We start from the raw sequence: 16,051 nt of genomic DNA on the forward strand, positions 1-16,051 counted from the left end.
ATCGGTGGAGCTGCATGACAAAGTCATCGGGCATTATCTGAACATAAAACACTATCAATAAGTTGGAGTCATTACCGATGAGCAATTCCAGGCTGGATTAAATACTGCGTTCGAAGATATCAACTGGACGCTCAGCTATAGCCTGACGAAAAACGCCTGGCAAAAAGGACGGGATCAGATGTTAGCGCTTAACGTCAATATTCCTTTCAGCCACTGGCTGCGTTCTGACAGTAAATCTCAGTGGCGACATGCCAGTGCCAGCTACAGCATGTCACACGATCTCGACGGTCGGATGACCAATCTGGCTGGTGTATACGGTACGTTGCTGGAAGACAACAACCTCAGCTATAGCGTGCAAACCGGCTATGCCGGGGGAGGCGATGGTAATAGCGGAAGCACAGGCTACGCCACGCTGAATTATCGCGGTGGTTACGGCAATGCCAATATCGGTTACAGCCATAGCGATGATATTAAGCAGCTCTATTACGGAGTCAGCGGTGGGGTACTGGCTCATGCCAATGGCGTAACGCTGGGGCAGCCGTTAAACGATACGGTGGTGCTTGTTAAAGCGCCTGGCGCAAAAGATGCAAAAGTCGAAAACCAGACGGGGGTGCGTACCGACTGGCGCGGTTATGCCGTGCTGCCTTATGCCACTGAATATCGGGAAAATAGAGTGGCGCTGGATACCAATACCCTGGCTGATAACGTCGATTTAGATAACGCGGTCGCTAACGTTGTTCCCACTCGTGGGGCGATCGTGCGAGCAGAGTTTAAAGCGCGAGTTGGGATAAAACTGCTCATGACGCTAACCCACAATAATAAGCCGCTGCCGTTTGGGGCGATGGTGACATCAGAGAGTAGCCAGAGTAGCGGCATTGTTGCGGATAATGGTCAGGTTTACCTTAGCGGAATGCCTCTAGCGGGAAAAGTTCAGGTGAAATGGGGAGAAGAGGAAAATGCTCACTGTGTCGCCAATTATCAACTGCCACCAGAGAGTCAGCAGCAGTTATTAACCCAGCTATCAGCTGAATGTCGTTAAGGGGGCGTGATGAGAAACAAACCTTTTTATCTTCTGTGCGCTTTTTTGTGGCTGGCGGTGAGTCACGCTTTGGCTGCGGATAGCACGATTACTATCCGCGGCTATGTCAGAGATAACGGCTGTAGTGTGGCCGCTGAATCAACCAATTTTACTGTTGATTTGATGGAAAACGCGGCGAAGCAATTTAACAACATTGGCGCGACGACTCCTGTCGTTCCATTTCGTATTTTGCTGTCACCCTGTGGTAATGCCGTTTCTGCCGTAAAAGTTGGGTTTACCGGTGTTGCAGATAGCCACAATGCCAACCTGCTTGCACTTGAAAATACGGTGTCAGCGGCTTCGGGACTGGGAATACAGCTTCTGAATGAGCAGCAAAATCAAATACCCCTTAATGCTCCATCGTCCGCGCTTTCGTGGACGACCCTGACGCCGGGTAAACCAAATACGCTGAATTTTTACGCCCGGCTAATGGCGACACAGGTGCCTGTCACTGCGGGGCATATCAATGCCACGGCTACCTTCACTCTTGAATATCAGTAACTGGAGATGCTCATGAAATGGCGCAAACGTGGGTATTTATTGGCGGCAATATTGGCGCTCGCAAGTGCGACGATACAGGCAGCCGATGTCACCATCACGGTGAACGGTAAGGTCGTCGCCAAACCGTGCACAGTTTCCACCACCAATGCCACGGTTGATCTCGGCGATCTTTATTCTTTCAGTCTGATGTCTGCCGGGGCGGCATCGGCCTGGCATGATGTTGCGCTTGAGTTGACTAATTGTCCGGTGGGAACGTCGAGGGTCACTGCCAGCTTCAGCGGGGCAGCCGACAGTACCGGATATTATAAAAACCAGGGGACCGCGCAAAACATCCAGTTAGAGCTACAGGATGACAGTGGCAACACATTGAATACTGGCGCAACCAAAACAGTTCAGGTGGATGATTCCTCACAATCAGCGCACTTCCCGTTACAGGTCAGAGCATTGACGGTAAATGGCGGAGCCACTCAGGGAACCATTCAGGCAGTGATTAGCATCACCTATACCTACAGCTGAACCCGAAGAGATAATTGTAATGAAACGAGTTATTACCCTGTTTGCTGTACTGCTGATGGGCTGGTCGGTAAATGCCTGGTCATTCGCCTGTAAAACCGCCAATGGTACCGCTATCCCTATTGGCGGTGGCAGCGCTAATGTTTATGTAAACCTTGCGCCTGCCGTGAATGTGGGGCAAAACCTGGTCGTAGATCTTTCGACGCAAATCTTTTGCCATAACGATTATCCGGAAACCATTACAGACTATGTCACACTGCAACGAGGCTCGGCTTATGGCGGCGTGTTATCTAATTTTTCCGGGACCGTAAAATATAGTGGCAGTAGCTATCCATTTCCGACCACCAGCGAAACGCCGCGGGTTGTTTATAATTCGAGAACGGATAAGCCGTGGCCGGTGGCGCTTTATTTGACGCCTGTGAGCAGTGCGGGCGGGGTGGCGATTAAAGCTGGCTCATTAATTGCCGTGCTTATTTTGCGACAGACCAACAACTATAACAGCGATGATTTCCAGTTTGTGTGGAATATTTACGCCAATAATGATGTGGTGGTGCCTACTGGCGGCTGCGATGTTTCTGCTCGTGATGTCATCGTTACTCTGCCGGACTACCCTGGTTCAGTGCCAATTCCTCTTACCGTTTATTGTGCGAAAAGCCAAAACCTGGGGTATTACCTCTCCGGCACAACCGCAGATGCGGGCAACTCGATTTTCACCAATACCGCGTCGTTTTCACCAGCGCAGGGCGTCGGCGTACAGTTGACGCGCAACGGTACGATTATTCCAGCGAATAACACGGTATCGTTAGGAGCAGTAGGGACTTCGGCGGTAAGTCTGGGATTAACGGCAAATTACGCACGTACCGGAGGGCAGGTGACTGCAGGGAATGTGCAATCGATTATTGGCGTGACTTTTGTTTATCAATAAAGAAATCACAGGGCATTGCTAATGCAGGTACGCAATATTACCTGAAGCTAAAAAACTGCACGTTAGCCCTTTGTAGGCCAGATAAGACGCGTCAGCGTCGCATCTGGCATAAACAAAGCGCACTTTGCCGACAATCCGAACAGAGCCCGCCAATGGCAGGCTCTGGTATTCTTTTACGCTACCACGCTAATAATCAGCACAATAATCAGCCCAACCACGGAGTTGACCAGCTCCAGCAGACCCCAGGTTTTCAACGTGTCTTTTACCGACAGGTCAAAGTAACCTTTGAACAGCCAGAATGAGGCATCATTAATGTGGGTGAGGGTGTTGGAACCCGCAGCCGTCGCCAGCACCAGCAGCGCCGGATTCACGCCAATCAGCTGACCAGTTGCTGGATCAAGGATTGCAGCACTGATAATCCCGGCGGCGGTCATCGCCGAAACGACACCCTGACCCGTCGCCAGACGAATTAGCACAGTGATCAGCCATGCCATAATGTAGGGCGAGATATTGCCGTGGGACATCAACATGCCGATGGTGTCGCCAATGCCGGTGTCGATGATAGTTTGCTTCAGCACGCCACCCGCACCGATGATCAGAATCACCATTGCAATACTCTTCACCGCGCTTTCAAAAGCGTTCATCACCCACTGCATGTCATGACCACGCGCGGTGCCAAAGAGTACGAATGCAACCACCATCGCAATAAACATCGCAATCGGCGAGGAACCGATAAAGTTAACCACTTCCCAGGCAGGGGTATCTTTTACCAGCCAGATATTGGCGATGGTGGTAGAGATCATAATGATCGCCGGGATCAGCGGCACCAGAATCGAAACGCCGAAAGAGGGCAGATTGTTCATATCTACCGGTTGATCTGCTTTCAGAAATGATGGCGTTGGGCGCTCAAGATTGCCGAGGAACTTCGGCAGGATCAGACCTGCGCAGATTACACTTGGGATCGTCACCAGTACGCCATAGATATAAACCATCCCCATATCTGCGCCATAAGCATTCACCAGCGCCACCGGACCCGGCTGCGGTGGGAACAGTGAATGTGCGGTAGTGGCAGCTGCTACTGCCGGGATCGCCAGTTTCAGGAACGGAATTTTAGCTTCGGCGGCAATGACAATAACCAGCGGCGCTAACATGATAAAGGCCACTTCATAGAACATCGCCAGACCAAAAATCAGGCCGATGATAATCACCGACAGCTGTACATAGCGCAGACCGAGACGCGCCAGCAGCGTATGCGCTATCTGGTGAGCCGCGCCGGAGTCGACCATCAATTTACCGATGACCGCACCGAACACCACGATGATAGCCAGTTCCCCCAGCGTGTTGCCGAAGCCCGCTTTCATGGTGTGCAGCAGCGACATCAAATCCATGCCCGCCAGCATCCCGACGGACAGCGCCGCCACCAACAAAGCCACCATTGAATTGATTTTGAACTTCAAATTCAGTACCAGCATCAGACCAATGCCGAATACCACCCAGAGAATGTTAAGCACATGCATAACGTTTTACCTTACCTGGTTGAACCGTTGTTATTTTGGGCGACATGTTATGTAAATTGGTCAACCATTGTTGCGATGAATGTCACATCCTCTGATCAATAACTATCGATTACCTTTTGCTGCAATTTGCAGCAACAACCAGGAGAGTGAAATTCTTGTGATGTGGTTAACCAATTTCAGAATTCGGGTTGACATGTCTTACCAAAAGGTAGAACTTATACGCCATCTCATCCGATGCAACGCCACGGCTGCGGTCTGGTTGTTCATCCGGATACCTAAACAACTCCAGGGTTCCGCGTCTCTTTGCTGTGGAACCCACTATGTGAAAGAGGAAAAATCATGGAACAGACCTGGCGCTGGTACGGCCCAAACGATCCGGTTTCTTTAGCTGATGTCCGTCAGGCGGGCGCAACTGGCGTGGTTACCGCGCTGCACCATATCCCGAACGGCGAAGTATGGTCCGTAGAAGAGATCCTCAAACGCAAGGCGATCGTTGAAGACGCAGGCCTGGTGTGGTCTGTCGTAGAAAGCGTACCAATTCACGAAGATATCAAAACCCACACTGGCAACTATGAGCAGTGGATCGCTAACTATCAGCAGACTCTGCGCAACCTGGCGCAGTGCGGCATTCGCACCGTGTGCTACAACTTCATGCCGGTGCTCGACTGGACCCGTACTGACCTCGAATACGTGCTGCCAGACGGCTCCAAAGCTCTGCGCTTCGACCAGATCGAATTCGCTGCATTCGAAATGCATATCCTGAAACGTCCAGGCGCGGAAGCGGATTACACCGAAGAAGAAATTGCTCAGGCAGCTGAACGCTTCGCCACCATGAGCGATGAAGACAAAGCGCGTCTGACCCGTAACATCATCGCTGGTCTGCCAGGTGCGGAAGAAGGGTACACCCTCGACCAGTTCCGTAAGCACCTGGAGCTGTACAAAGATATCGACAAAGCCAAACTGCGCGAAAACTTTGCTGTCTTCCTGAAAGCGATTATTCCGGTTGCCGAAGAAGTTGGCGTCCGTATGGCTGTTCACCCGGACGATCCGCCGCGCCCGATCCTCGGCCTGCCGCGCATTGTTTCCACCATTGAAGATATGCAGTGGATGGTTGATACCGTAAACAGCATGGCGAACGGTTTCACCATGTGCACCGGTTCCTACGGCGTGCGTGCTGACAACGATCTGGTTGATATGATCAAGCAGTTCGGTCCGCGTATTTACTTCACCCATCTGCGCTCCACCATGCGTGAAGATAACCCGAAAACCTTCCACGAAGCGGCGCACCTGAACGGTGACGTTGATATGTACGAAGTGGTGAAAGCGATTGTTGAAGAAGAACACCGTCGTAAAGCGGAAGGCAAAGAAGACCTGATCCCGATGCGTCCGGACCACGGTCATCAGATGCTGGATGACCTGAAGAAGAAAACCAACCCAGGTTACTCCGCAATTGGTCGTCTGAAAGGCCTGGCCGAAGTTCGCGGTGTCGAACTGGCGATCCAGCGCGCTTTCTTTAGCCGTTAATATCCACCGGCATGGCTGCGCGCCGTGCCGGTTCCTTCTTCCTTGCCGTCACTCTTTGAAGACGGATTCTGGAGTTTACGATGACTACTATTGTTGACAGCAATCTGCCGGTTGCCCGCCCGTCATGGGATCATTCTCGTCTGGAATCACGCATTGTGCATCTCGGTTGCGGGGCGTTTCACCGCGCGCACCAGGCGCTGTATACCCATCATCTGCTGGAAAGCACCGACAGCGACTGGGGCATCTGCGAAGTTAACCTGATGCCAGGCAACGACCGCGTGCTGATCGAAAACCTGAAAAAACAGCAACTGCTGTACACCGTAGCGGAAAAAGGCGCAGAAAGCACCGAGCTGAAAATTATCGGTTCGATGAAAGAAGCGCTGCATCCGGAAATCGACGGCTGCGAAGGTATTCTCAACGCGATGGCGCGTCCGCAGACGGCGATTGTCTCTCTGACGGTCACAGAGAAAGGTTATTGCGCCGATGCGGCAAGCGGTCAGCTGGATCTCAATAATCCGCTGATTAAGCACGATCTGGAAAACCCGACTGCGCCGAAGTCCGCGATTGGTTACATCGTAGAAGCCCTGCGTCTGCGTCGTGAAAAAGGGCTGAAAGCATTTACGGTGATGTCCTGCGACAACGTGCGTGAAAACGGTCATGTGGCGAAGGTTGCCGTTCTTGGGCTGGCTCAGGCGCGTGACCCGCAACTGGCGGCATGGATTGAAGAAAACGTCACCTTCCCGTGCACCATGGTTGACCGCATCGTTCCGGCGGCGACGCCAGAAACCTTACAGGAAATTGCTGACCAGCTGGGTGTTTACGACCCGTGCGCCATTGCCTGCGAACCGTTCCGTCAGTGGGTAATTGAAGATAACTTCGTTAATGGTCGTCCGGACTGGGATAAAGTGGGCGCACAGTTCGTTGCAGACGTTGTGCCGTTCGAAATGATGAAGCTGCGTATGCTGAACGGCAGCCACTCTTTCCTGGCGTACCTCGGTTACCTCGGTGGCTATGAAACCATTGCCGACACCATGACTAACCCGGATTATCGCAAAGCGGCCTTTGCCCTGATGATGCAGGAACAAGCGCCAACGCTGTCGATGCCGGAAGGTACGGACCTGAACGCCTATGCGACGCTGCTGATCGAGCGTTTCAGCAACCCGTCTCTACGTCACCGTACCTGGCAGATTGCAATGGACGGCAGCCAGAAGTTACCGCAGCGTCTGCTGGATCCGGTGCGTCTGCACCTGCAAAACGGCGGCAGCTGGCGTTACCTGGCGCTGGGCGTGGCTGGCTGGATGCGTTACACCCAGGGCGTGGATGAGCAGGGTAATGCCATTGACGTGGTCGACCCGATGCTGGCGGAGTTCCAGAAGATCAACGCGCAGTATCAGGGCGCAGACCGCGTGAAAGCGCTGCTGGGCCTGAGCGGTATTTTTGCCGATGATCTGCCGCAGAATGCCGACTTTGTTGGCGCGGTGACGGCGGCATATCAGCAGCTGTGCGAACGCGGTGCGCGCGAGTGTGTGGCTGCGCTGTAACTAACTGATTACCCTACAGACTTACTGGTCAATCAAACGCATATTTGGTTGACCAGTTTTCGTTTTTTTGCCCACCTGTACGTGCCAACTTCCAGTGCTAATGGTATAGTTTGAAAATAAATAACCGCATCTAACCAGATTGCTGACAAACCTGTTTATGAGCGATTCAGTCACTGTTTTTCTCCCCAGTCCAGGAAGGCAATAGGGCAGGGTAATGGCTACAGTCATTTCCCCTCATCCTAACCCTCTCCCCAAAGGGGCGAGGGGACTGAACGTGCCCTTTACAGGATTTGTTATCAGTCTCATCAAATGGATATTACTTATGAAATCTGTCACCTCTGCGCAAAGACCTTACCAGGAAGTCGGGGCGATGATCCGCGATCTGATCATAAAGACGCCGTACAATCCTGGCGAACGGCTGCCGCCGGAGCGTGAAATTGCAGAAATGCTTGATGTCACGCGGACGGTGGTACGTGAAGCGCTGATCATGCTGGAGATCAAAGGGCTGGTGGAAGTGCGCCGGGGTGCCGGTATTTATGTTCTTGATAGCTCAGACAGCCAGAACACAGACGGTCCGGATGCCAACGTTTGCAATGATGCGGGTCCTTTTGAGCTGTTACAGGCGCGTCAGTTACTGGAAAGTAACATCGCGGAATTTGCCGCTTTGCAGGCTACCCGCGAAGATATCGTCAAAATGCGTCAGGCATTGCAACTGGAAGAGCGTGAGCTTGCTTCCAGCGCGCCGGGCAGCAGCGAAAGTGGTGACATGCAGTTCCATCTCGCCATTGCCGAAGCGACGCATAACAGCATGCTGGTGGAGCTATTCCGTCAGTCCTGGCAGTGGCGGGAAAACAATCCGATGTGGATCCAGTTGCACAGCCATCTGGATGACAGCCTGTATCGCAAAGAGTGGTTGGGCGATCACAAACAGATCCTCGCCGCGTTAATCAAAAAAGATGCCCGAGCGGCGAAGCTGGCAATGTGGCAGCATCTGGAAAACGTTAAACAACGTCTGCTGGAATTTTCGAACGTTGACGATATTTATTTTGACGGCTATCTGTTTGATTCATGGCCGCTGGATAAAGTCGACGCCTGACTTATTATGATAAGCGCAAGGGTAAACGTTCCTTGCGCTTTCTTAAATTAAGAAGTCGCAATGAGTATTACTTTCTAAATTGCAGGGTATTGTTTAACTATCTGTATAACCTGAACGTGAGTACTCATTCTTCTCAGTGGTTATTTACCAATATAATTCCATTCACCATTTTTTAATTCAAACAGCTCTGGAAGAGATGACGGTTGCAAAGTCATACGTTTGAGTTTTGCATCTTCATCACCGGGGATAACTTTATATCCCATTTTTGCATGGATCTCCGCGGTACCTGGATAGGCTTCTATACCAATTATTGGGTCATTTCCCATTCCAATATTAGCATTAAGTAATGCGGCAAGGGCGAATCCGGAAGAATTTGCCACCCCTGAGACAGTTATTATCTGATCAATATAGATATCAATCCTTGGCTGCTCATTGGTCCATCTTTTTGCCTGAGAAACTGGAAGTGTTGAAATATATCCTGTCGTGGTTCCGGCATAACCAGGAATATTGCAGCCAGGGCCTAATGTTATTTCATGAACTGTATAGTCCTCAACAGGATCGAAAGGGCTTTTCATAAATAAATTTAGCCGTAATCCTTCTGCTAACTCTGTGGCAGCATGCGCCTTTTTACATATACCACCATATATTTCGTCTAAAGCTGAGGTGATTTTCAAGTTTCGATAGAGCATACGTCCTGTTGTTGTAATACCATTGAATTCTCTGCATGTTTCTGTCACATAATTAAATGGCCAGGACTCTTTACTAATATCAAGTTTTCTAATTTCGACAACGCTTTTTCCATCGTAATTATGGTTATTGCCACGAGCAAGAGGCGGAAGATAGATATTTTCCGTATCCATGCGTGCACGTTCATGTTTACGTGTTAACTCACTGTCGACTTTTGGATGATGAAGGAAGTGATTATCTGTAATAATTTTACTCTGAAGGGCATTGCTTAATGGCATAGACATAATAGTTACCTTTATGAGTATTTCACTGATGCTTAGAAAAATAGATAAATTTTTCTGTAGTAAAAAGAGAAGTAAACAAATGACATGCATGTTTCTGTTGTAGTGATATCAACTCTACACAGTGATATTAAAGGGTGGGAAACACTCTAAAGTATCAAAAAACGCTCATTTAAAATTATTTGCATGCAATTTAAAAGCATATCTTATTACTAATTGGAATTTGATGTTGCTATATTGATGTCTATATTAATAATGCCTGTGAATGGTATTTTTGATGTATTTGATATGTTATCAATTTATATTATTTACAAACTAATTGTTTCAAATAATACATGGCTGATTATGCGGAAATAAATAATTTCCCACCGGAATTAAGTAGCGGCGGTGACAAGTATTTTCATCTGCGTAACTATTCGGAATATTCAGAATATACTAGCGGTTTTTTTTTGAGTTTGATGATTTTTATCAAATCATGACTTTTTTTCTGAAAAGTCAGTAGATATTCATAGGCAAGTAAGGTTTTATACTTTGCTGACAGGATTCAGGCCTGTCTCAGACTGACATGGATGTAATGAACAAAAGGGAATGGCTATGGAAAATGAGCATCAATACAGTGGTGCCCGGCATTCAGGGCAAGCCGCATATGTTGCTAAACGTCAGGAGTGCGCAAAATGATGCGCCAATCACTTCAGGCTGTTTTACCTGAAATTTCAGGCAATAAAACGTCATTGCTGCGTAAATCGGTATGCAGCGATCTCCTCACACTTTTTAATTCTCCTCATTCGGCATTACCGTCATTACTTGTTTCAGGCATGCCCGAGTGGCAAGTGCATAACCCGAGCGACAAACATCTCCAGAGCTGGTATTGCCGTCAGCTGCGTTCTGCACTGTTATTTCATGAGCCACGGATTGCGGCGTTGCAGGTTAATCTGAAAGAAGCGTACTGCCACACTCTGGCGATCAGCCTTGAGATAATGCTGTACCACGACGATGAACCGCTAACGTTTGATCTGGTCTGGGATAATGGCGGTTGGCGCAGTGCGACGCTGGAGAATGTCAGCTAAGCACAATCTCCAGCTCGCGCAGTTCACGCCAGAAGCGTTCGGCAACGGGATTCATGCGGGTATTCATCCGGTATGCATAGGCCTGAATCGGGATCACCAGTTCGTCCCGATTCAGTACAACGAGCTTCCCGCTGCGAATTTCTTGTTGGATGGCGTACTCCGGCAGCCAGGCAATCCCACAGCCGTCGAGGGCAACCTGCTTTAAAAGCTCGCTCATCGAAGAGACAAAAAAGGTGCTGAAACTTAACTCACTGTGGCGCGTCAGGGTGCGATTAATCAATCGCCCCATGTAGGAGTTGCGGCTGTAATTCAGTAACGGAAAGTGTGGCTGCGCGAGGTTAAAAAGTGCTTCTCCGTGTTCGTCACTGGCGCAGACAGGGAACAATTGAGATTCAAATAAGCGAATGTGGTCAAACGGCGCTTCCAGCAAATCTTCGTCGTGAAAGGAAAAAATACAGTCACTTTGCCCTTCACGCAGTTTATCGACCGCTTCATCGACATCAATGGCTTCAATTGCCCAGGTAAAGAGCGGCGGCATCTGGCTGATAATGGACGGTAAAAGACCGAGGGAAAGAGAGTGTGCAGCGGCTATCTTGATTTTACGTTGCGCGTAATCGCTGCCGCCACGCAGCTCTGCCAGATTGCTCTCTAACTGTTGCAACAGATGGCGGATCTGCGAATGGAAGATTTTCCCTTGTTCTGAGAGTTGCAGCGGCGTTACCTGGCGGTTAAACAATTCAACACCAATCGCCTGTTCCAGCGCACGGATGCGGCGGCTGAATGCCGGTTGCGAGACGTTGCGACTGACTGCCGCCTGGGAAAAATTGCGGCATTTTTCCAGGGTCAGAAAATCATAAAGCCATTTGGTTTCAATATTATGCAAAATCGCACCACAGTCATCCATTACGTTTTACTCTGTCAGCCGCCCTTGCGGGCATTCTACGTCCATTCGGGCGGCTGACAACCGTTTAAGCCGTTTCAAACGTTCCTTTCACGCAGGCTTTGCCGTCTTTGACCATCAGTTTGCCGCGAGCGTATACCTGCTCAATGCGCAGTTCTGGCGTCATGACCAGCAAGTCAGCATCATTGCCTGGCAGAATTTCGCCTTTCCCGGTCAGGTTAAGGAAACCGGCTACGCTACTGGTGAGCGGGCGCAGGGCATCGCTGATACTGAAATCATAGTCTTTGACCAGCACCTGCACGGTTTCCAGCAACGTTTCAAAACCGGCAACACCGATATGGGTTAAATTCCCTTCGTCATCGAAGAACGGCTGGCTACCGTTGCCGTCGGAGCTGAGGGTGACGCGTGCCAGCGGAATACCCGCCTGAACGGCGCGGGCAATACCTTCGGCAGGGGCGACCGGTTCGTCAATGCTGCTGGTGATATCGATAGTGCCGCCTTTGCGCGCGAACTCCAGCGCCTGCTCAAACAACGGAACGTTGCGGTTAACGTGGGTCGGCAGCAACTTGCTGATCGGCACATCGCAGTTTTCCAGCAGGTCATAGACAGGCTGTAACGCCTTTTTGCTGTCGCCCATGTGGAACACGGTGACGCCAGGTTTACCGCCGAGCAAACCGCCAACGCGGGATTCCGCCGCCATATTAGCCAGGTGATAAACGTCCGGTGCGGCAGAACGGTGATCAGAGATGGCGCATTTCACGCCAATCACACGATCGATAATCGCCACGTCTTTTTCCACGGAACCTGTAATGGTGCGGGAAGGGACATGATAAGCGCCGGTCAGCATCCAGGCGCTGATGCCTTCTTCATTGAGCGCACGGGTCTTGGCGAGCAGGGATTCCGGGTGGCGAGAGATAGAGTCGGTGCCCAGCAGACCAACCACTGACGTGACGCCCGCTTCCGTCAGGCGACTTAGCGCCACTTCTGGCGTGCGCGTCGTGGGACCTGCTTCACCACCACCACCAATCAAATGGACGTGTTGATCAATAAAACCAGGACAGAGGATCTGCCCGCTGAGATCGACAACCGTGCAGTCCGGTACAATGTCAGAAGGGATATTGCTGGCAACGGCGATAATTTTGCCGTTAGCGACGAGGACATCGCAAATTCCCCGATCTTCCGGCGCATACAAATGCGCTCCCTGCAGCAGGGTAAAACCGGCTGCGGTATAATCAATCATGGTAACTCCTTGTTAAACAATAAGCTGCATAACCCAGATCGACAGCAATGCGTTAATCACGCAGACCGTAATGATATGCGGGTAATATTTGGCATTCACTTCGGCTGTCCCCAGGCAGCGACCGACATTTTGCACCGGGTTGCCCATTAAATACATCGCGGGCAGTAAAACGGTGACATCGTGACCGGTTAATGCGCCAGCGGTTGCCAGACTGGCGGCAACACCGACTGCGCCACCCATACTCATTAATGCGGCTAAAAGGACGGTTGCCGCTTCACCGGGTAATCCCCACAGCGCCATTACGGGTTCACAGATATGCCCCACCCAGTCGAGCAGGCCGGTAATTTTCAGTGCCTGAATGATGACAAACGCCATCACCACGTTTGGCAGCAGGTTGGTCGTGGCGATAGTAAAGCCACGGCGCGCGCCATCGATAAACATATCCATGACGTTTTTGCGGACCTGAGTTGTCATGCTTGCGCTCCTTGCGTTGGGTTGCGACGTTCTTCGAAGTTAAGCCAGACGCGCAAAATGTTGGCTCCGACAAATTTAAACACCAGGATGACGGCTAAAGGTACGATTACGGACGTGCCCAGAAAGGCGAACACCGCGACGCCGGAAGAGAAGTAGTTGGTGATGATGGCGCTACCGCTGGTTTGATATGCGGCGAAAATCACTTTATCGCGTTCGGTAATTTCCCCTTCCTGCGCCAGCTCTTTGGTCATACAGGCGGCGGCATCAGTGTTTTGCAGGTTAGCGATCAGCGCCAGCGAGCAGATCCCTGGAATGCCCAACAACGGTTTTAGCACAGGTGTCATTAACTGCTGCGCGGCGCGTAATCCACCAAGACCATCGGTAATTGAAATAATCCCCAGAGAGAGAATGACTGACGGTGCCAGCTCCAGCGCAAAGAGAAAGCCATCTTTAGCCCCCGCGCCACCCGCCCCGCGAAATGAGGTGGTGGCTCCGTTCGCACCAGGCAGTTGCCCAAACGATCCGTTCAGAACGGAAAAATCAAAAACGCGCCACCAGCTGTCTGTCCCGGAAAAAACACCGGAAAAAAAGATTATGGTGAGAAAAAAAGCCAGATACCCTTTAATGCCCACTTTTTCTGTCGCCAGATCCCCGGCTACAGCATCCCCTTGTTGTGTCATAACAATCCCCATTGTTTTTTTGTGTTTGTGTGTTGCTTGAGCCAGGAAAATTCCTGGAACTGAAAAACCTTATCAGCCATGTGGGTATGGGGAAAATGCAAGTATGTTTCTGGCTATGCGTTTTTTGCATAGGGGAAACATTACGCTGTGTGGAAAAGGTTCTGCGCAGGATTGAGTTGCAGAAAATTCATAAACCCAGTGACAATGACATTGGTAAATAAAAACAGAAAACCCAGGGACGAAAACGCGATGGCAAAGTACAACGAAAAAGAGCTGGCGGATACGAGCAAGTTTTTAAGTTTTGTCCTCCGACACAAACCGGAGGCGATAGGTATCGTACTGGACCGTGAAGGATGGGCGGATATCGATAAGCTCATACTTTGTGCCCAAAAAGCGGGCAAGCGGTTAACCCGTGCATTGCTGGATACCGTGGTCGCCACCAGCGATAAAAAGCGTTTTAGTTATTCCAGTGATGGTAGGTGCATCCGCGCGGTTCAGGGGCATTCGACTTCGCAGGTCGCTATTTCCTTTGTCGAAAAAACACCGCCACAGTTTCTCTACCACGGTACGGCAAGCCGTTTCCTTGATGAGATAAAAAAACAGGGGCTGATTGCAGGTGAGCGTCACTACGTACATCTCTCTGCTGATGAAGCAACGGCACGCAAAGTGGGAGCAAGACACGGATCGCCGGTTATCTTAACCGTCAAAGCACAGGAAATGGCGAAACGAGGTATCCCTTTCTGGCAAGCGGAAAACGGAGTCTGGCTGACATCAACGGTTGCGGTCGAATTTCTTGAGTGGTAAGGGAAACACTCCTCATGAAGTGACCACTTGCAGCTTAAATAATTGTACTGTGCTGATAAGCGCAGCAATAAACAACGCCGCCGCGCCGCAGAGAGTGGCGCCGGCAAGCGCCGATGTTCCATTGCCGAGCATACTGGTCAGCGCCGGGCCGAGGATTTGTCCAATGCCGTAAATGAGCGTCACAAAGCCTAAAAGATTGAGATTTCCCGGAACGCTCAGTTGGCGGGCGATAGTCATCACCAGAGATGTCGTGCCCATAAAGGTACCGCCAAAACCGATACTACTAATGATAAGCAAGAGAGGAGAGTCGCTGGCGAGAGTAAGCAGCACACTGATAGCCTGCACCAGCAAATTCGCCGTCAGGCAAGGCAAAGCCCCCCAACGTTTTGCTGCCCATAGCCAGCCAAAGCAGCCTGGCACAATTGATAAGCCGACTAACGTCCAGAGATGGGCGGTTAACAATGGTGAGCCTGCATCTTTCGCCATGAGCGGCAGGTAAGTCGCGACGATGATATAACCAAATCCCGCCAGGCCGTACAGAATAGCCAGTAACCACCAGCTCATTATCTGTTGCTCCGTTTTTGCCAATGGCATTGGTGCGATGGCGTGTTTTTTCGAGGGCATTAAAAGCGTAAGTGCAATCAGCATCATGCCAGAAAGCGCCCCGGCGCCTTGCCATAACGTTTGCGAGGATAAGGCAAAATGCAGGCCTGCCAGAACATATTCGTTGCCCAGTGCAATGCCAATGCCAACGCCAGAAAACAAAGCTGCCAGCACAAAAGGATGGCGCGTGTGCTGCATAATCAGCGTCGAACCAAAAATCAGCATACCGGCGCTGGCGACACCCGCCAGGAAGCGAATCAATAACACCAGAATAAATGGCGGCAACCATGCCATTGCGAGGATCAACAACCCGCTCGCCAGGGCAGAAACCAACAGAAATGGGCGCAGGCGCGACGGCTGGTGAAATGCGCCAAACGAAAATAGCAGACTGCCAGCCAGATACCCCGCATAGTTGCCGCTGGCAATCCACGAGAGCTGGCTAAATAAAAACGCCCCTTCCGCCATCATGACGGGCAACATAGGCGTATAAAGGAAGCGACCTAATCCCATACCTAAGGTCAGAACCAGCATCCCGAAAAGCGCGGTGCTGAAAGAAAAGCGTTCTACGGGATGCGAGGACGAAGGCATGTTTAACCTTGTATGTCATTTTTGTTGTTAA

General features: G+C 50.7%; 18 protein-coding genes and 1 pseudogene. 12 read left to right on the top strand and 7 right to left on the bottom strand.

The genetic code is table 11. The features are described 5' to 3' along the window. From RTW80_RS31305 to fimH, 5 genes and pseudogenes are all read left to right on the top strand, one after another. Positions 1–61: IS1 family transposase (locus RTW80_RS31305; RefSeq protein ID WP_071528444.1), on the top strand; the 61-nt coding region annotated here is incomplete at its 5' end. 15 nt (positions 62–76) lie between these two features. Then, positions 77–1,039: pseudogene (gene fimD, locus RTW80_RS09000) on the top strand (fimbrial usher FimD); the annotation flags it as partial. Positions 1,040–1,048: 9 nt separating this feature from the next. Continuing rightward, a complete protein-coding gene (gene fimF / locus RTW80_RS09005) occupies positions 1,049–1,579 on the top strand; it encodes a type 1 fimbria minor subunit FimF (protein WP_001244827.1) in 531 nt (176 codons plus the stop codon). 72 nt (positions 1,580–1,651) lie between these two features. Next, entirely contained in the window at positions 1,652–2,095 is a 444-nt protein-coding gene (locus RTW80_RS09010; RefSeq protein ID WP_077897989.1) for a fimbrial protein, read from the top strand. A gap of 19 nt (positions 2,096–2,114) precedes the next feature. After that, entirely contained in the window at positions 2,115–3,017 is a 903-nt protein-coding gene (gene fimH / locus RTW80_RS09015) for a type 1 fimbria D-mannose specific adhesin FimH (protein ID WP_312718905.1), read from the top strand. 173 nt (positions 3,018–3,190) lie between these two features. On the opposite strand, the gene gntP is transcribed toward fimH, so the two are convergent. Further along, positions 3,191–4,534 (bottom strand): gluconate permease GntP, encoded by a 1,344-nt coding sequence (gene gntP / locus RTW80_RS09020; RefSeq protein WP_059320044.1) that lies wholly within the window; start codon positions 4,532–4,534, stop codon positions 3,191–3,193. Between the two features lie 339 nt (positions 4,535–4,873). On the opposite strand from gntP, the gene uxuA reads away from it, so the two are divergent. From uxuA to uxuR, 3 genes are all read left to right on the top strand, one after another. Further along, positions 4,874–6,058: a mannonate dehydratase gene (gene uxuA, locus RTW80_RS09025; protein WP_000438582.1), complete on the top strand. Its 1,185-nt coding sequence runs from the start codon at positions 4,874–4,876 to the stop codon at positions 6,056–6,058. An 80-nt stretch (positions 6,059–6,138) separates the two neighbouring features. After that, positions 6,139–7,599, top strand: a complete 1,461-nt coding sequence (locus RTW80_RS09030; RefSeq protein ID WP_032084381.1) for a fructuronate reductase — start codon at positions 6,139–6,141, stop codon at positions 7,597–7,599. Between the two features lie 322 nt (positions 7,600–7,921). Beyond that, entirely contained in the window at positions 7,922–8,695 is a 774-nt protein-coding gene (gene uxuR / locus RTW80_RS09035; protein WP_000844158.1) for a Uxu operon transcriptional regulator, read from the top strand. Positions 8,696–8,835: 140 nt separating this feature from the next. On the opposite strand, the gene RTW80_RS09040 is transcribed toward uxuR, so the two are convergent. Beyond that, positions 8,836–9,666, bottom strand: coding sequence for a DUF2686 family protein (locus RTW80_RS09040; RefSeq protein ID WP_312718909.1), 831 nt, complete (start codon positions 9,664–9,666; stop codon positions 8,836–8,838). Between the two features lie 332 nt (positions 9,667–9,998). On the opposite strand from RTW80_RS09040, the gene ytiD reads away from it, so the two are divergent. From ytiD to iraD, 3 genes are all read left to right on the top strand, one after another. Beyond that, the gene (gene ytiD, locus RTW80_RS09045) at positions 9,999–10,142 is read left to right on the top strand and encodes a protein YtiD (RefSeq protein WP_001329085.1); all 144 of its coding nucleotides are present in this window, start codon (positions 9,999–10,001) and stop codon (positions 10,140–10,142) included. A gap of 115 nt (positions 10,143–10,257) precedes the next feature. Then, the gene (gene idlP, locus RTW80_RS09050; protein WP_122989392.1) at positions 10,258–10,341 is read left to right on the top strand and encodes an iraD leader peptide IdlP; all 84 of its coding nucleotides are present in this window, start codon (positions 10,258–10,260) and stop codon (positions 10,339–10,341) included. Continuing rightward, positions 10,338–10,730, top strand: coding sequence for an anti-adapter protein IraD (gene iraD / locus RTW80_RS09055; RefSeq protein WP_000986206.1), 393 nt, complete (start codon positions 10,338–10,340; stop codon positions 10,728–10,730). Before idlP ends, iraD begins: the two co-directional genes overlap by 4 nt. Here iraD and hypT read toward each other — a convergent pair. The 4 genes from hypT to RTW80_RS09075 all read right to left on the bottom strand — a co-directional run bounded on the left by hypT (position 10,723) and on the right by RTW80_RS09075 (position 14,025). Then, positions 10,723–11,634, bottom strand: coding sequence for a hypochlorite stress DNA-binding transcriptional regulator HypT (hypT, locus tag RTW80_RS09060; RefSeq protein ID WP_000340740.1), 912 nt, complete (start codon positions 11,632–11,634; stop codon positions 10,723–10,725). The genes iraD and hypT overlap by 8 nt on opposite strands. 64 nt (positions 11,635–11,698) lie before the next feature. After that, the gene (gene iadA, locus RTW80_RS09065; protein WP_000568417.1) at positions 11,699–12,871 is read right to left on the bottom strand and encodes a beta-aspartyl-peptidase; all 1,173 of its coding nucleotides are present in this window, start codon (positions 12,869–12,871) and stop codon (positions 11,699–11,701) included. Between the two features lie 12 nt (positions 12,872–12,883). After that, positions 12,884–13,345, bottom strand: a complete 462-nt coding sequence (locus RTW80_RS09070) for a YjiG family protein (protein WP_000211971.1) — start codon at positions 13,343–13,345, stop codon at positions 12,884–12,886. Continuing rightward, on the bottom strand, positions 13,342–14,025 hold the full coding sequence (locus RTW80_RS09075) for a nucleoside recognition domain-containing protein (protein ID WP_063119353.1): 684 nt from the start codon (positions 14,023–14,025) through the stop codon (positions 13,342–13,344). Before RTW80_RS09075 ends, RTW80_RS09070 begins: the two co-directional genes overlap by 4 nt. A gap of 249 nt (positions 14,026–14,274) precedes the next feature. On the opposite strand from RTW80_RS09075, the gene kptA reads away from it, so the two are divergent. Continuing rightward, positions 14,275–14,829: an RNA 2'-phosphotransferase gene (kptA, locus tag RTW80_RS09080; protein ID WP_001751982.1), complete on the top strand. Its 555-nt coding sequence runs from the start codon at positions 14,275–14,277 to the stop codon at positions 14,827–14,829. 12 nt (positions 14,830–14,841) lie between these two features. Here the strand turns inward: kptA and RTW80_RS09085 are convergent, their stop codons facing one another. Then, positions 14,842–16,020 carry an MFS transporter gene (locus RTW80_RS09085; RefSeq protein ID WP_063119354.1) on the bottom strand — a complete coding sequence of 393 codons (1,179 nt, stop codon included), beginning with the start codon at positions 16,018–16,020 and terminating at the stop codon, positions 14,842–14,844. Between the last annotated feature and the right edge of the window lie 31 nt (positions 16,021–16,051).

Origin of the sequence: Escherichia sp. AM3 (assembly GCF_032029835.1) — a bacterium.
Classification (GTDB): domain Bacteria; phylum Pseudomonadota; class Gammaproteobacteria; order Enterobacterales; family Enterobacteriaceae; genus Escherichia; species Escherichia coli.

Coding starts and splice junctions, on each gene's coding strand:
- kptA (WP_001751982.1), top strand. CDS start 14,275: ATGGCAAAGTACAACGAAAAAGAGCTGGCGGATACGAGCAAGTTTTTA.
- idlP (WP_122989392.1), top strand. CDS start 10,258: ATGGAAAATGAGCATCAATACAGTGGTGCCCGGCATTCAGGGCAAGCC.
- uxuR (WP_000844158.1), top strand. CDS start 7,922: ATGAAATCTGTCACCTCTGCGCAAAGACCTTACCAGGAAGTCGGGGCG.
- uxuA (WP_000438582.1), top strand. CDS start 4,874: ATGGAACAGACCTGGCGCTGGTACGGCCCAAACGATCCGGTTTCTTTA.
- RTW80_RS09075 (WP_063119353.1), bottom strand. CDS start 14,025: ATGACACAACAAGGGGATGCTGTAGCCGGGGATCTGGCGACAGAAAAA.
- ytiD (WP_001329085.1), top strand. CDS start 9,999: ATGGCTGATTATGCGGAAATAAATAATTTCCCACCGGAATTAAGTAGC.
- RTW80_RS09070 (WP_000211971.1), bottom strand. CDS start 13,345: ATGACAACTCAGGTCCGCAAAAACGTCATGGATATGTTTATCGATGGC.
- RTW80_RS09030 (WP_032084381.1), top strand. CDS start 6,139: ATGACTACTATTGTTGACAGCAATCTGCCGGTTGCCCGCCCGTCATGG.
- hypT (WP_000340740.1), bottom strand. CDS start 11,634: ATGGATGACTGTGGTGCGATTTTGCATAATATTGAAACCAAATGGCTT.
- iadA (WP_000568417.1), bottom strand. CDS start 12,871: ATGATTGATTATACCGCAGCCGGTTTTACCCTGCTGCAGGGAGCGCAT.
- gntP (WP_059320044.1), bottom strand. CDS start 4,534: ATGCATGTGCTTAACATTCTCTGGGTGGTATTCGGCATTGGTCTGATG.
- fimF (WP_001244827.1), top strand. CDS start 1,049: ATGAGAAACAAACCTTTTTATCTTCTGTGCGCTTTTTTGTGGCTGGCG.
- iraD (WP_000986206.1), top strand. CDS start 10,338: ATGATGCGCCAATCACTTCAGGCTGTTTTACCTGAAATTTCAGGCAAT.
- RTW80_RS09040 (WP_312718909.1), bottom strand. CDS start 9,666: ATGTCTATGCCATTAAGCAATGCCCTTCAGAGTAAAATTATTACAGAT.
- fimH (WP_312718905.1), top strand. CDS start 2,115: ATGAAACGAGTTATTACCCTGTTTGCTGTACTGCTGATGGGCTGGTCG.
- RTW80_RS09085 (WP_063119354.1), bottom strand. CDS start 16,020: ATGCCTTCGTCCTCGCATCCCGTAGAACGCTTTTCTTTCAGCACCGCG.